The organism is Photobacterium sp. 270122K, from assembly GCF_059941365.1.
This window is the reverse complement of record NZ_JBPOEN010000012.1, coordinates 39,322-54,307: the sequence shown is the minus strand read 5'-3', so window position 1 is coordinate 54,307 and position 14,986 is coordinate 39,322. Positions and strand designations below refer to the sequence as shown.

The 14,986-nt window shown below is 48.8% G+C and carries 6 protein-coding genes; 2 read left to right on the top strand and 4 right to left on the bottom strand.

The genetic code is table 11. From position 1 onward, the window contains the following. Positions 1 to 76: 76 nt before the first annotated feature. Positions 77 to 2,470 carry a hybrid sensor histidine kinase/response regulator gene (locus ACSF8W_RS19350; protein WP_500848792.1) on the bottom strand — a complete coding sequence of 798 codons (2,394 nt, stop codon included), beginning with the start codon at positions 2,468 to 2,470 and terminating at the stop codon, positions 77 to 79. 354 nt (positions 2,471 to 2,824) lie between these two features. On the opposite strand from ACSF8W_RS19350, the gene ACSF8W_RS19345 reads away from it, so the two are divergent. After that, entirely contained in the window at positions 2,825 to 4,024 is a 1,200-nt protein-coding gene (locus tag ACSF8W_RS19345; RefSeq protein WP_500848791.1) for an 8-oxoguanine DNA glycosylase OGG fold protein, read from the top strand. Positions 4,025 to 4,265: 241 nt separating this feature from the next. Here ACSF8W_RS19345 and ACSF8W_RS19340 read toward each other — a convergent pair whose 3' ends face one another. The 3 genes from ACSF8W_RS19340 to ACSF8W_RS19330 form a co-directional block, all read right to left on the bottom strand. Beyond that, positions 4,266 to 6,116, bottom strand: coding sequence for a reverse transcriptase family protein (locus ACSF8W_RS19340; RefSeq protein ID WP_500848790.1), 1,851 nt, complete (start codon positions 6,114 to 6,116; stop codon positions 4,266 to 4,268). Between the two features lie 387 nt (positions 6,117 to 6,503). Next, a complete protein-coding gene (locus ACSF8W_RS19335) occupies positions 6,504 to 8,147 on the bottom strand; it encodes a hypothetical protein (protein ID WP_500848789.1) in 1,644 nt (547 codons plus the stop codon). A 2-nt stretch (positions 8,148 to 8,149) separates the two neighbouring features. Next, positions 8,150 to 11,392 (bottom strand): hypothetical protein, encoded by a 3,243-nt coding sequence (locus ACSF8W_RS19330; protein WP_500848788.1) that lies wholly within the window; start codon positions 11,390 to 11,392, stop codon positions 8,150 to 8,152. Positions 11,393 to 11,816: 424 nt separating this feature from the next. Between ACSF8W_RS19330 and ACSF8W_RS19325 the strand changes: the two genes are divergently transcribed. Further along, positions 11,817 to 14,936 (top strand): efflux RND transporter permease subunit, encoded by a 3,120-nt coding sequence (locus ACSF8W_RS19325; RefSeq protein ID WP_500848787.1) that lies wholly within the window; start codon positions 11,817 to 11,819, stop codon positions 14,934 to 14,936. Positions 14,937 to 14,986: the final 50 nt, after the last annotated feature.

Sequence of the window (14,986 nt, the reverse complement as noted above, 5' to 3'; positions counted from 1 at the left end):
GAACAGATAAAAACGCGGGTTTATAACCCGCGTTTTTTTATGCTTGTGATAGAGGCGTACCTATATAAACAGTACGCTAGCTTTCACAAACCGCATGTTTCTCCAGCTTTTCGATTAACACTTCCCGACGGAACGGCTTGGGCAGGTAATCATTCATGCCAGAATCAAAACAACGTTGAATATCGTCATCGAGAATGGACGCCGTGAGCGCAATAATGTGCGTCTCATTGAGTTTTTCTTCATGCTCAAATTTACGGATTTCAGTCGTCGCTTCAAAGCCATCCATAATCGGCATCATGCAATCCATGAGTATTAACCGTGTTTTATCATGGTGTTGTTTGAAGAGTTCAAGGGCTTCAGCACCGTTATTGGCAATTTCATACTGGAAGCCGAGTTTCTTCAGGTTAATGGAAACCACTTTCTGATTCACTGTGTTGTCTTCAACCACCAATACCATGCCGTTCGCGGCGGAATCTTCGCGTACATTTGCTACGGCTGCTTCATCACTCTCTTTTGATTCGGGATCGTGTACTTTTGCGGATTTAATGAGCGCGTCTAATCGGCTGCCCAGCAGCGGCAGCGTGATGTAACCAGCAATGATGTCACCATAATCCACTTTTTCAGCATTGTTAGGGCGTGATAGTAGAAGCGGCAGGTGAGGGTATTGCTGGTGGACCGTCTTAACTTGGCCATCAAAATAGGGAGCATCAAGAATAAGCACAGCGTGCGGGTTAGTCGCTGTATCACTATTTAGGTGTTGGCGGATTTCCTCTGGTGAGGATATAAGCGTGACGGGGTAGTTCATCGTCTTTAAATTTTGAATCAACAAACTATCCGGTTTGGGGGTGCAATAGATGACGGATTTAGGCTCACCTTTGCGCACTTTTCTCTCAGGATCTTCTGCAAGACGGATCGTGAAGTAGAACTCACAGCCTTGGCCTTTCTCTGAGGTGATTTGAATTTCACCTCCCATCATTTTTATCATTTTAGATGAAATCGCCAATCCAAGGCCGGTGCCCCCATACGTTGTCGAGGTGCTATTACTTTCTTGCTTAAACTCTTCAAACACTTGGTCGTGCTTGCTGCTATCAATACCGATCCCGGTATCTTTGACCGCAAAGTAGAAATCAAAACCGTGATCGTTTTGCTGAACGAGATTGAGTGTGAAAGTGACAGAACCGGTTTGCGTAAATTTGATGGCATTGGAGGCAAGATTCATCATGACTTGGCGGATTTTCTGTTCATCAGCACGTACATAATCAGGAATATTCGCGTCCATGTTAATCCGTAAATCAACGTTCTTTTGCTGTGCTTTCGGGGCGATGAGCGCGGCGGTGTCGAATATGATTTCACGAATATCGCAGGTATGGGCGTTTACTTCCAAGTGACCGGATTCAATCTTAGACAGGTCAAGGACATCGTTAATTAACATCAGCAATGTCTGTGATGATGAATTGATGGTGGTGAGATAGTCTTTCTGAATAGCCGTTAACTTAGAGTCCGCCAGTATTTCCGTCATACCAATAATACCATTTAGCGGGGTACGTATTTCATGAGACATATTGGCCAAGAAAGAGCTCTTTGCACGGTTAGCGCGGGTGGCTTTTTCTTTGGAAGCAAGCAGTGCAGATTCCAAATTCGAGACGGAACGAATCACAAAATAGAGCACCGCAAGAATAGACAACCCGAGTAAGCCCGCCAATAGGTTGTGATAGAACATATAAGTAGAAAGCTTATTTTCTATCAATGTAGGCATATCGTCGTAGAGTGTTTTTAAGTTCGTTTCAACACGGTGGATGGTGGAACGTAACAGCCCCAGTTGCCCTTCATTATGGCTATAGCCCAGTTTTTCAAAGTCATTTTTGAGGGCAGAATAATGGTCGGAGAAACGTGTGAACTGTGTGGCGAGCAGCGTATTCGAAGAATGGGTGTTAACTTGTTGTTGAAGTGTATCTAAAGCCGCATTTATCTTTGGGATAAGCGCGGTGTCAAAATCTTTGAAAAAAGAAATCAATAAAGACTGCAAGTCGATTAACTGGTTCGTTAACAACATATCATTTGCGGTAAAGGCGACGCGCTCAAACGCCAATGTCGATTGTTTAAGGTCATCAATCGCCCCTTTGTTCTGGCTGTCGCCATGAATCAGGTAAACCGTCTCGGTCAGGCGGTTGAATTGCGCCAAGTACGCATCAATGGCGGATACTGTCTCTTTGTAATCGAAATCGGTGGCGAGTCCATACAATGTCATGTTGTCATTGATTGTCTTCAGACGCGCTTTGATGGCGTTGGCTTCATCCGTCATTTTTGCAATGTATTTATCATCTTGGCGGGCAAGGAAGTCTTTTTCATGCCGGCGCATCATGAGCATTTGCTGAGAGGAGAGGGCGATGTCGAGTTGCAACAGATGAAGCGCGTTTTCTTTTTTATCTACTTGGTTGTCGGCATAAAAGAATATGAGAAGAAAAGACATGATAATGCCTGTTCCCCAATAGAGCAGTGTTTGTATTGAATGTGTTTTTTTCGAGATCATTGTGATCGTCCTTGAACATAAAATATCTACTCTTTTAACTTACTAAACTATTCCCATTTAGTGATGCTTAGTGCCTATTTTGATAGGGTATTTTTGTAAATATGTGAGATTGGCATCTTTCGTGAGTCAATGAGCAGATGACAACGTAAAGATGACACCCACACTTTTGCTAACGGTGGGATTTGGGATAGCTCATTTTTGCTTCTTTTTGAGTTAGTTACCTCTACACTTATTTTAATTTGGTAGAATCTCGATGAACTGAATCCATGACAAACAGAGTAGGCAAAATTAAAAATGATTCCGCTGTTTCTGAAAAGCAATCTTGAAAAAATAAAGAGGACAAAGCAGCCAAGCTTTAAGATTGCAAATAGGTATTTCAATTATCGTCACCATAAAGTAATCGATGGCATCTTACATGATTGTTCAGATGGTTATATCGGTCGAGAGCAAGTGACCGAGTATTTTAAGAACCACGAGTACTATAAAGTTTTTTTTGCTGCAATGATTTGGGGCGGGGTATCGACTGGAGGCGTAACGGGAGACAACCTAAGCAAATTACTAGATGTGACTCCAGGGCGAATAGACGGGATAGTGTTGGTTATTAAGCGATTGTTGCAGCAACAATTATTTTCTCTAGCATACGACTACATGGAACGAGAGGGAAAGCTAAAGGGCTTAGGCGATGCGTACTTTACTAAGTTATTTTTCTTCATTTCAGAGGCGGATAATTTAGCGATTATTTCACCTATTTTTGATAAGTGGACAAGACTTGCATACTGCGCATTGCTTATTGATGAAGGAGATAAGCAATTAGCTAAGCAGTATATTTCTAGAGTAGAGGGCGTTGATGTTAAGTTGCGATCAGCAATGCGCAGTGCCGCTTTCAATGATTTTGTTCTGCGGATGAATCGATGGGCGAATGAGTGTGATGTAGAGGTGAGTCAACTCGAAAGTTTTATCTTTGGTACTAATCGCTCCAAAGATAAAACAAGCCATAACCCCCGCTTTTACTTTGAATCGTATGTTGCGGATCGCCACGCAGAAGTATTCGACACTTTAACCTCAATACCTAGTAGGACCCCAAAAGAAAAAGTGTCGCATTCCTTAACTATCCTAAAAAAGGGAAAGTCAATAATGCCACGCATTGTAGCGGTATACTTATCCCCAACAAACAAAACAGCTTACACATCAACCAATATCGATTTACTGGATGCAAATAAGCCGTATGGAAAGGATCCATTAACACTTGTTCAAGGCGGGCTTGGTGCTCGAGGGTATCGTGTCTTTTCTGGTGAAGATGGTGCAATTGTAACGGGTAGCCATAAGGCAATGCGCAACGACTCATCTTTAAAAGTTTTATATTTACGCGGTGGTTATTTGGTACATAACAAGTCAGAAGCTGAACAATTCACAGATAGTGCGCTGTTGAAGGTCGCTAAGAAGTTAGCGCAGCAACTTGCGAAGGATAGAGGGTTTGAGAAGATAGGGCGATAGGTGTGGATACAAGGCAGCCCATTCCGCTGTCTTAGTATACCTAGGAAATTTTCATTGATTTCTAAATTAGTAAAGCGCTGAGACACTTTGTCAAAAGGAGTGTTGACGTGGCGGGTAACACGAAATTGCCCAGAAATGAGTTACAACACCAGCAGGCTAATGACCCCCTTCGTTGTGATTGGCCTGCTGATAGGTCAAGTCGCGAATCAGCGGCTGTGGTTTAGCCGCTGAACCTCTCCGTTCAATACACGAATATTTTCAACAGCAACATCACTATCACCACCAGCCACACAATAGGGCTGCCGATGATATTCCAACTCGCTGAACTTCTTTCACTGTGGCCTTCAGCGCTGGCACCAAAACCCGTACCTGAAATGAACATAGGATTGGTATGGTCAGGTGTTGCATCGCGTTGCTCTGAGAGCGTATTGTTTTGGCTTGCCGCCGCCGCTTTACGCGCTTGCTGTTTTTGCGCGGCCATTTGCTGCTGCGTCAATGCTAATACCGGAGCCGTTTTTTCTGCCGGTTGCCACCATGCCTCGCGAGGGGCTTCGCCTTTGGCGGCTTTCAGGCGGAACAAACGCTTATTCAGCGCGGTGATCTTTCCTTTGGCGACCGGAATATTGTATTGGCGTTTGAGGTGAGCAACTTGCTTTTGCAGCGGAATGCCTTTTTCTGGCGCGACCATGGCTACGAAGTTGGCGTATCCGGTCAGGCTCTGGAACAGTTCGCCGGCACCCCAGTGTTTCCCGTCAGGGCCATCCAATTCTATTTGACGCAGCGCTGCCCGAAAACGTTTCAGGGTAGGGCGATCGACCGACAGTCCATCATTGACCACAATGCCAGTGACTTCCTGTTTTTGATGTTTACGCATGACCCGTGTTTTGTCGGGGTGCAGGGTGAAACCTTCATCAGTGACAATGCGTTCACAGCGCCAGAGTAAAGACTGAATGTTATCGGTCTCGTGACTGGAAAAGGTCAGGTCATCCGCATAACGGGTGTAGGTAAAACCCAGTTTGTGTGCCATGCCCTGCAAGCGGGCATCAAGGCGGCGACACAGTACATTCGTGATGGCTGGGCTGCAAGGCGACCCTTGCGGTAACACGCGCTGACCGCTCGTAATATGCCAAACCCGTCCGTCCATTTCGACGGCTTGTGAGTCCGGTTTCGTTGCCAGTAAAGCAAAGGTGGTGGCGAGTGCTTCACTGTATCCCGACTGCTTAAATACACCTTTTATTCGGGGATACGTGATGCTCGGGAAGAAATCTTTCAGGTCAAAATTGATCACAACCTGCTTGTTGGTATGCGGTTTCGCGTTGCTCACAATGCTGCGGCCTTGGATGAAGCCGTGTGCGGCATCATGGATGGGCAGCATCGTTAATACATTATCCAGTAACCAGTATTGTGCGCGCTTCATTCTTGGCATTGGTGCGGAAATCAGCCGTGTGCCACCGGATTTTTTACTGAGCGCAAAGTGTTGGTAATGGCTGACGGTCGACACGTCTTTTTGATAACACAGAAAACGCAATTCTGCGGTGGAAATCCCCATCGCCTCGGCGAGATCACCCACATGACTGAACTTGGGCAAGCCGTGTTCAGCCAGTCGTGCGGTATCGCTGGTTGTCTGTTTCAGTCCTGCCGTTAAGGCTTTATCCCCATAGCCAGCATCGCCCAAGTAGGTGAAGTGGTTTTGCTGTTTCTGGTGCCAGTGCAAGGCTTTTTCATAGCGGGCGAGGTTGTGGTTAATCCGGGTCTGTTCGCGTTTATCTAGCGCCGCTTTTTTGCGTTCTTTATGCAGTTCAAGCAGGGCTTTTTCAGGATCCTGATAACGGCGTTCAAGGCGTGCCAGTTCACGCAATTTGCTGAGTAATGCGCTGCGTTTTTCGATGAATTTTTCTGCAATGCTGGGTTTGGCGCGATCTTTCTGCCAGAAGCCTAAACGGATCATTTCACTGAGGATGTATTCCTCTTTGCTCGATTGACGGATGCGATCATAGATCTGCTGGCGTGTCAGTTTGGGTGACGGTTCAGGCGGCAATACGCTGTTGTTGTTGTTGCTGCTGTTGTTTTGGCTTGGGTCTGAATTACGCATGGCAACGTACCTCCTGTGGCAGGAAGAAAGAACAGAATAAAAACGCAGGAGAAGAATGCGAACTGTCGGTATGGTGAGGGAGGAACGGTAGCGCGGCATCTTCCTTCGAAGAGTTCTCAGTACTGGGGTAATCAACTCGATGCCGCACGTTACCCATATCGCTCATTGACTTCTTTGAAGTCATACCGCAATAGCGATATGGGTGACTGTGCGGCCCAGTTAAGATTTCACCAGTGACGCGTGGGTAGCCTGTAAACCAGAATGGTGATCCACCATTCGCGATGCAAGGTTCGTTAGCCGCGCTACCGTTAATCCAAATTCTATTGGCTACAAAATTCAATACAAGACGAGGGTGTGCGAACAGTGAAGTGACTCCCGTAATTAGGTTCATTTCAGCGCGGCTCCTGCGACGTGTAATCGTAAACTCAGCATGTGCTCACAGGGGCCAAGCCGTAATTTATTCTGGTGCCAGAAATGGCATTCGCATTGGCCTTGCGTTAAGCGCTGGTCTTTATCGATGGTGAGGAAAACTTGATGCGCCCGTGCGTTATCCAGCACACTGCCAGACAGGGCGGTGCCCTGAGTATTGGCTTCAACCTTATCGACAGTGACGAGGTTGGCTTGCACAAAATTGGCCGCTTTTTTCTCTCGCTCGTTATTAAAACGAATGTCATTAAGCTCAATCGGGGTGTTGTAGAGTTGGCGCAGGCGATACACATCCCCCTCCATGTCATAGAGCACTAACCCCAACTGGCTGTATTGTGCCAAGGCCGATTTCACGGTGCTGATATCGAGTTGTAAACGGGTCGCCAGCCGCTGTGCACTTTCGACATGCTGGGCCGACAGGGCGTTGTAAACGGTTTGGGCGGTGGATTGATCCACTGGTTCGCGCGGCGCAAGCAGATCAAAATTACCGGCTTTTGACCAGTCGTTGGCACTCCAGCCAGAGAGCCCGAGCGTGAAAGACAGGTTATCCATATTGGCAATATAAAATGAGGGCAAACCATCGCCCATTAAATGCACATCAAAATGATTGGCGACTGGCAGCAAGCGTTCAAGAATCAGTAAACGGCGGCGTCCCCACACGCGAATGGTGCGTGGGGTATCGCCTTGGTAAATAGAGCGGTCAAACTGCAACACCTCATTCCAGGGCTCCATCACCACACGAACAGGGCGACCGGGTACCAATTCAAAGCGCATGGCGCGGGGGCCGACACGTTCTTTCCTGCGTTTCAATTGTGCGCACAGGTTATGTATGTCCATTGGCTGTAAGCGCAGCGTGACCATGGGTAAGGTCATGGCTGAACTGACTTGCAAGAATCCCCGAACCCAACTGTCTGGCAGGTCAATTTTCTTCTCGTCATACGCCGCTGCCCCTGAGGTTTGGATGTTGAAACCATCAGGGTCGATTTTTAGTCGCGTAGTGCGGTAGTCGCGAATTTTTTGAAATTCATGATACAAGCCGGTGGAATAATCAATGTTGGTGGTGCCATACGCTTTATCACTGACATGCTCGAACACATCATAGTGACAGGTGAGTTTGCCATAACTGGATTCGTCTTCTGAGAAGCATTCAAAGAACACCTGATCAGGATGAATGGTGATCACGGGATCGAGCACATACCATGCATCAATATCGTGTTTATACAGGTATTTGAAATACTGTTGCTGAGCGTGATAGTAAGGCGCCATTACAGTATGGGCTTCTTTATTCATCGCGTTTAGCTCGGCGTTGACCGAGGCGAGTTCGGCGTTGACTTTTTTGGATTGGCTGGCAAATTCAGCCAGCAAGCGGGGCTCTTCGTCCGCGAGCCATCGTTCATACTCTTCGCGGTTCTTCGGCTGAAAGCGCATATCAGAGATCACCACATCATGCAGGCAGGAAATGGCTTCTCTGAAGCGCCGTTTATCTTTTACCTCCCCGACAAAAAATGTGGGCGCACGAGAAAGATCAGGGGCAAATGACATGTCCGTCTGTTTGCTGTTTGAACCGACGTGTGATGACGCTGCATAGCGGTAAGCGACTTCCATGTTTATTCCTCTATCCGGCGCGGTGATGACGTGGGGATCGGGCTGATGTGTATCGGCAAATCGGCCGTGAGCGCATCATGGCGCGAGGCCAGATGCAGCATCATTTTCAGATATGCACTTTTGTCTTTCTGCACGGACGTTAAAGACAACCGTGTGAGTAACGCACAGGTCATCTCTCGCGTTTGCGGCGAGGTGTCAGCGTGATCCTGAAGAAAGGCCATCACCCTGTCTTTTGCGACGCGGCCACAATTCACCCGTGATAACACCGACACGAAATAAGGCTGAAGTGCGACAATCATGTCGCTATCGCCCGCGGCATATTGGGGCAGTAACTGGCTGACAAATAATTCCACGTTCGCAGCAGGATGCTGACTGAGTTGCAGCACATACTGTGGGCCATCGGCTTCGTCAAAATAGGTCTGAATGAGTTCACGGCCGTATTGTTGAACGGCGTCTACCACGCTGTCGCACACCGCGATGATTTGATCGGGTTGCCAATCTTCTTTTGTCATGTGCTCACGGCAAAAGGTAAACCCATAACTTTGGGTGTCTGGCCACGGGCTCTCGAGGACCTGCAAAATGTTGTCCATTTGCGCGACAAAGGTGTCTGGCTGGTGGCTAAAGTAAGTTCTTGCCAGCTTACGCAGTGACAGCGTGGGGCTGGAAAGCAGAGAAAACCACTGATTTGCGGATAAAAAGTCTGCTGAGAAAAACGCGTGTTTTGTTTGATGATCAACCAGACGATCATTGCCATGCTGGATGGGATCGTCAGCAGGTTGTAACTCTGTGCGTTGGACATGAGCAGCCAAATACGCAGCCGCCAGTGATTGCGCCATGGTGGAGCGGGCGGTGGCCAATAGCCAGAGCCCGTCCGCTTTGTTTGCAGCCAACGCCGTATCAAAATGCTGCGATAAAAACGGGATGAGTTGTTGCTGCAATGACTGCTCATGATCACGGGTGTGCAACTGGTGGACAATGTGCTGGAAAATGAGGGCGCGAGAAGGCTTATGTGCATGAATAGCCGTGGCTATTACGCCCAAGATAGCGGCTTGCTTATCAGAACCACATTGGGGAAGTAGTGTAATAAGGTAATCGACTTTTTCGCTGAGTTCTTCAGGGGCGAGTTTCTTCAACAGGGCAAAGCTGAAGGCTTGTATGGCTTTAGACGATGAACGGTCAATGACATGCAACGTCGATTCGGATATTTGACTATAGCGGATCGGCATTGCATCCAATAATCGACATCCCAACAAGCGAACGGCGCGTGAAGGGCTGTGGATCAGTGTCTCAACAGGGGCAATCGCGAGTCGCTGAATGGCCTCGCGACAGTGTTCCATGTTCCATTGAAACAGCCATTCGCCGTGGGCGTCGGTGAGGGGAGGCAAAGACAGTTGACTTTCTGTGTCGGTATCCATATTCAAGTCAGCGTTGGCGTTGACGCCCGTGACGGTATTGAGTGTCGTTTCTAACAGCGCAGTGGGGTTCACGAGTGTGAAAGTATTACGATGTGTTGGGTCATCCAGCCATGCACGGAGTGCCGCATGGTCGATACACAGCAGTGTGCTCAGTAATGGCACCGAACGGCTGAAATCACGGATTTTATCCAGTTCAGTGAAGGCAAAGGCAATTACATCGTCAGAGGTACTTAAAAACAGCTGGCTGATAATGTGATCCGGCAGTGGCGTGTCAGATTGCCGCGTGCGTAATTGCTGCAAGGCAAACTGCTGTAATGAGGCATAAGGTTTGAGTAAGAGCGTGATCAGTGATTCTGACGATATGCCCTCGCAGAACACGGTATTATCACGCAATGCCCGTACACTGAAATCTGCAACGGGCTGACAGCGGGTATGGCATGCAATGCGCAATAGCGATTCAGGGGCGTTATCCCACAGGTGAGGGAAGGCTTCTCCTCGACCGGTGAAGGCTTCGTCTGGGTTATGTCGCCAAATGCCACGTGCGTTTTTAAGGTAGTTGCTCGCATGGGTATGCAGCAGGGTATTCAGGGCTGAACAGTGCGCATAGCCATCATAATGACGGGTTTGGGTGACATGGCGTTGCCAGTTGCGATCATAGTGGTAGTCGTTAATCGTACGCGGGGCTTTGGCATGCTCGTCGGTATAGTGCAACAACGTTTTTTCGGCCATCACAGTAAACAGTGGGCTGTTGGCGATCCCCAATTGTTTCAATGTGCGAGAGAAACGCGCAGTAAAATAGCGGTGCGTATGTTGTGAATGGGCTAACCGGGCATTATCCGACGCTAACTCATCCGACACATTGAACCTGCCGTGTACGCTGTAGTAATACGTCCATTGTCGGTTAAAGTGGGGCGCACTGGCTTCTAAATGGATATTGATGAGTGGCTGAATCTCGCTGTCTAAGCGGAACTCACTCATTTTTAACAGGTAACGTAACCCTTTGAAGGCGCCGGGTGAAAACGGAATGCTTGGCAATAATGTCACTAAAGTCCGCTTGAGTTCAGGGTTAAACCAAGATTGTAAATAGGCGTGTTTTAATACGGTATTGATTGGGTGTTCTACAGGTGCACCTATGTACTTTTCTTGAGCGGCGGTGTGACAAAATTCGGTAATACGCTGGTGGAGTGTGTCAGGCGTTAAGGGCATCGGCGACGGGCAGTGTGCCTGATACGTGGCTTGGCGTTGATCGGCTGCGGTTAATGCCAAAATCACTTCCAGTGCAAGGCTGGCCATGACAGGGTTCCGATCCTTGAGATACGGGGTGACGGTGTTGATATCCAGCGATGAACCGATACGGCCTAATACCCATAATATGCTGTAGTCATCACGCCAGTCGTTACGTTTGCCATGAGATTGTAGAAAACCAGTGATGAGCGTGGCGGCTTCAGGGTGCGGTTCGGGAGGTAAACGCCAGATCTGTCGGGATCGCGTAGGATCATGCCTTTCATTTCTGATCCGCGCTAGCAGGGCTTCGGTGTAATGGGAAACCGATCCAACGGCAGGGTCATCAGCGGTCGTAGAAGAAGAGGTGCTCAGTACCAGGCTTTCTTCTGAGTGGTAGCCTTTATTTTCTTTCGCCACCACGACGGAATCAAAGATCTTTTCGGCCTGATTAAAAGGAACGGGGCTGGTTGTTTTCGTGCCTTCCCGCAACGCACTGCCGTATCGACCATAACGAAAGTTGACGAGGTATTTTGCCTCCGTCATTACTGATGTTTCGACGAGATCAACCTCATACACTTTATCAGAATTGCCTTCTTGAAAGCGCAATCGCGATGTCCTTATCCGCTTCATTCATCCTTTCCCGTTAGACGTATATACCCAAATATCATTCACCAGATTACCACACCCAGTGGATGGCTTTAGGCGGTGAGAAAGCGAAATTAGCAGTCACTTCACAGAAAAAATCCCCCCTTAAAAGGGGATCTCGACGTGTGAAAATACGGCGTGCGTGTGCAGTCTCGGGTCCATTTTGCCGTTTATGACTCAAAAACTATCCGGCTTAGGTATATTCACTGTGTGCGTTATGAAAATGTAACCAAAACATAACAAGACTCTGTAAAAGGCAGTGAATTTTGCTATCGTAGCTGTTGCGAAATTGTTACCGCAATCAGGCGGCCATGGATGGGCTGATATTGTGAATGACGCGGTTTGTATGAACCGTACAACAAGAGTAAAGACAAGACAGGACGTTATGTTTCTCACACGCTATGCCATTTCTCGCCCCGCCGTCATTGCGGTGGCCGTTGCACTGACAGCCTTGTTTGGCTTGCTCAGTATCAAAACCCTGCCAATTCAATTATTCCCGGATATCACTCGGCCGAGTTTGTCGCTCACTGTGCATTGGCGTGCGGCGGCAGCCGAAGAGATGGAGTCGGAAGTCGCAGAGCCATTAGAACAGGTGTTGCAAGGGATATCCGGCACCAAAGCCGTCTATACCGAAGCGGGGAACGGACGGGCGGAAATCGACCTTGAATTTGAAATTGGCACTGACATGGACAAGGCCATGTTGGAGGTGATCAGTCGGGTTAACCAAGCGACGAATCTCCCTTCTGATATTGATGGACCCTTTATTCACAGTGGTTCAAACAATGATCAATTAACCTCCCTCTTTTTACAGCAACTGCCAGGCAATGACACCCCCATTCAAGCGTATCAGGATTTGGTGGAGAGCCAGATAGAACCCGCGCTCACCGCCGTCGATGGGGTATCGCGCATTCAGGTGCGTGGCGAAAGCGATCGGCAAGTGGAGATCCGATTTGATCCTTACCGGTTAGCGGAATTAGGGATCACTATTCCTGAATTAGTCGGACGCATATCTGCAGGGCGCGATGCCTCTGCTGGGCGACTGGACATTGGTCGAAAAGAATACAAATTGCGGTTTGCCGGCCGCTACGAATTGGAGGACTTCGGTGACATGGTGGTGGCGTGGCGGGGCGGCTTGCCCGTGTATCTGCGCGACTTGGCTGAGGTCAATGTACAACGTGCGGTGCCGCGTACGTTGCGGGTTCAAAACGGCAATCCGGCGATCAATATCAGTGTGATGAAGGAAAACAGTGCCAATGCGCTGGAATCCCTGCTGTCGGTGAAAGAAGCCATTAAGCAACTTAATGATTCTGTCTTGGCGCGTAATGGTGTGCATTTAGAAATGTCTTACGACGCGTCCGTTTTCATTGTGCGGGCGCTTAACATGGTGACGGGTAACTTATTATTCGGGGTATTGCTCGCCGTGGCAGTGCTGTGGTGCTTTATTCGGAAAGCCCGTGCGACCTTGATCATCGCCATGTCGATCCCAATCAGTATTCTATTGACCATTTGCGTGCTGAAACTGACGGGTCGAACACTCAATGTGATCTCACTGGCGGGTTTGGCCTTTGCGGTGGGCATGGTGCTCGATGCGGCCATTGTGGTGCTGGAAAACATCATCCGTTTACGTGAGAAACAAGCCAATTTGCAAGGAACAAACCAGCGGGATACAGCGAGTGATCAGACGGTTAGCCTTGCCGAGCAGGGCACACAACAAGTGTGGAGTGCGCTGTTAGCATCCACTCTGACCACGGTGGCGATTTTCCTGCCGATATTGATGCTCAATGATGTGGAAGGGCAGTTGTTTGCTGATCTTGCCATCACCATTGCTGTTGCCGTGACAATGTCACTTATTGTAGCGGTTACAGTGTTACCCGTTGCGGCATCACGGTGGTTAGCGGATACCCGTTTGCAGGATAGTTACGCTTCGGTGTGGCAGCGCTTGGCGGGGTGGAGTATGCGCTTAACGGCCACACCAGTCCGACGCGGTATCGTCATTGTGACCTTACTGGCATTGCCGTTGGGACTCACCCGTATTGGTTTACCTAAGATGGATTATTTGCCGGATGTTAAGCGAGATGCGGTGGATGTGTGGTTCTCTATTGCACCGGGCATTGGCATTAATGCCGTCGGCGAAGAAGTGATGAATACCATGGTGGAGCGCTTACAGCCGTACATGGATGGCGAGAAAGAGCCCGCATTGAAAAACTATTACTTCATCATGTGGCCTGGTGGCGCCACGATGGGAGTGCGAGCGATCGATCAATCCCGCATTAAAGAACTTGAAACGATTGTAAGGGATGAAATTACCGTTGGCCTGCCGGATGTTCGGGCGTTTGCGCGGCAAGGATCCTTATTTGGTACCTTTGGATCCGGCAAAGAGATCCTTGTGGTGCTGAAAGCGAACGATATGCCACAGTTATTTCGTGCTGCAAAGGAAGCAAAGGTCATCTTAGAAGAAGCAATGCCGGATGCCCAGGTTTGGCCACACGGATCGTTAGAGTTTACTGCGCCTGAGTTGCGGTTGATCCCCGATGATCGTCGTCTGGCTGAAGTCGGCTGGAGTCGGGGGGATTTGCCCTCAGTGATCCGCTCATTAGGCTCGGGACGTTATTTAGGTAACTTTTTTGACGGTAATCAGCAACTCGACATGATGCTAATGACGCAAGGTGCAGGGTCACCGGAAGAATTAGGCGTAATTCCTCTGGCTACCCCGTCTGGGGCGATTGTCCCGCTCGGAGAACTGTTACGGGTTGAAACCGTGATGGGGCCAAAATCGATTGATCGGATCGACGGCAAGCGGGCGTTTGTCTTGGCCGTGCAGCCCAGTGATGACATGACGCTGGAAGTGGCAATGGAGCAGTTACAAGATCAAGCCATTGAAAAGATAGAACGTATTCTGCCGGATGGCGGCACGGTGCAGTTGTCGGGCAATGCCGATAGCCTCAAACAGGCCATTAATAATATGCTCTCCATCTTCGGGTTTGCGCTGTGTATTTTATTGTTGCTGTTGTGGGGCTTGTTCGGCACGTTGCGCGATGCCCTGTTGGTGATATTGACGCTGCCATTGGCGACCGTTGGCGGGGTAATAGCCATTCAAATTATGCATGTGTTGGTGGATCAACCGGTGGATCTGCTCACCATGATTGGCTTCGTGATCTTGTTGGGCTTGGTAGTGAACAACGCCATTTTGTTGGTGCATCAAACTCGCACCAATGAGCGTGAAGGAATGGAACGATCCCTTGCGGTGGAAGATGCATTAACCCGCAGGATCCGCCCGATCTTCATGACGACCCTGACCAGCGTGTTTGGCATGCTACCGCTTTTGTTGAGCCCTGCGACGGGCAGTGAGATTTATCGTGGCCTTGCGGCGGTCATTGTGGGGGGAATGTTGGTCAGCACGCTGTTTACGTTGATCCTGCTGCCCGCGTTGCTGCGCATCGGTAAGGCGGCAAACAGTACACTTCAAACAAAAAAAGAAACAACGTTGTTGGCAACGGAAGTATAAGAACAAAAAGGAAATGATTAGCCATGGAAGTAGGTAAGCGAAGATTCGAT

Excerpts from the sequence above, each read along its gene's own strand:
- ACSF8W_RS19335 (WP_500848789.1), bottom strand. The coding sequence starts at position 8,147 with ATGGAAGTCGCTTACCGCTATGCAGCGTCATCACACGTCGGTTCAAAC.
- ACSF8W_RS19345 (WP_500848791.1), top strand. The coding sequence starts at position 2,825 with ATGATTCCGCTGTTTCTGAAAAGCAATCTTGAAAAAATAAAGAGGACA.
- ACSF8W_RS19340 (WP_500848790.1), bottom strand. The coding sequence starts at position 6,116 with ATGCGTAATTCAGACCCAAGCCAAAACAACAGCAGCAACAACAACAAC.
- ACSF8W_RS19325 (WP_500848787.1), top strand. The coding sequence starts at position 11,817 with ATGTTTCTCACACGCTATGCCATTTCTCGCCCCGCCGTCATTGCGGTG.
- ACSF8W_RS19350 (WP_500848792.1), bottom strand. The coding sequence starts at position 2,470 with ATGTCTTTTCTTCTCATATTCTTTTATGCCGACAACCAAGTAGATAAA.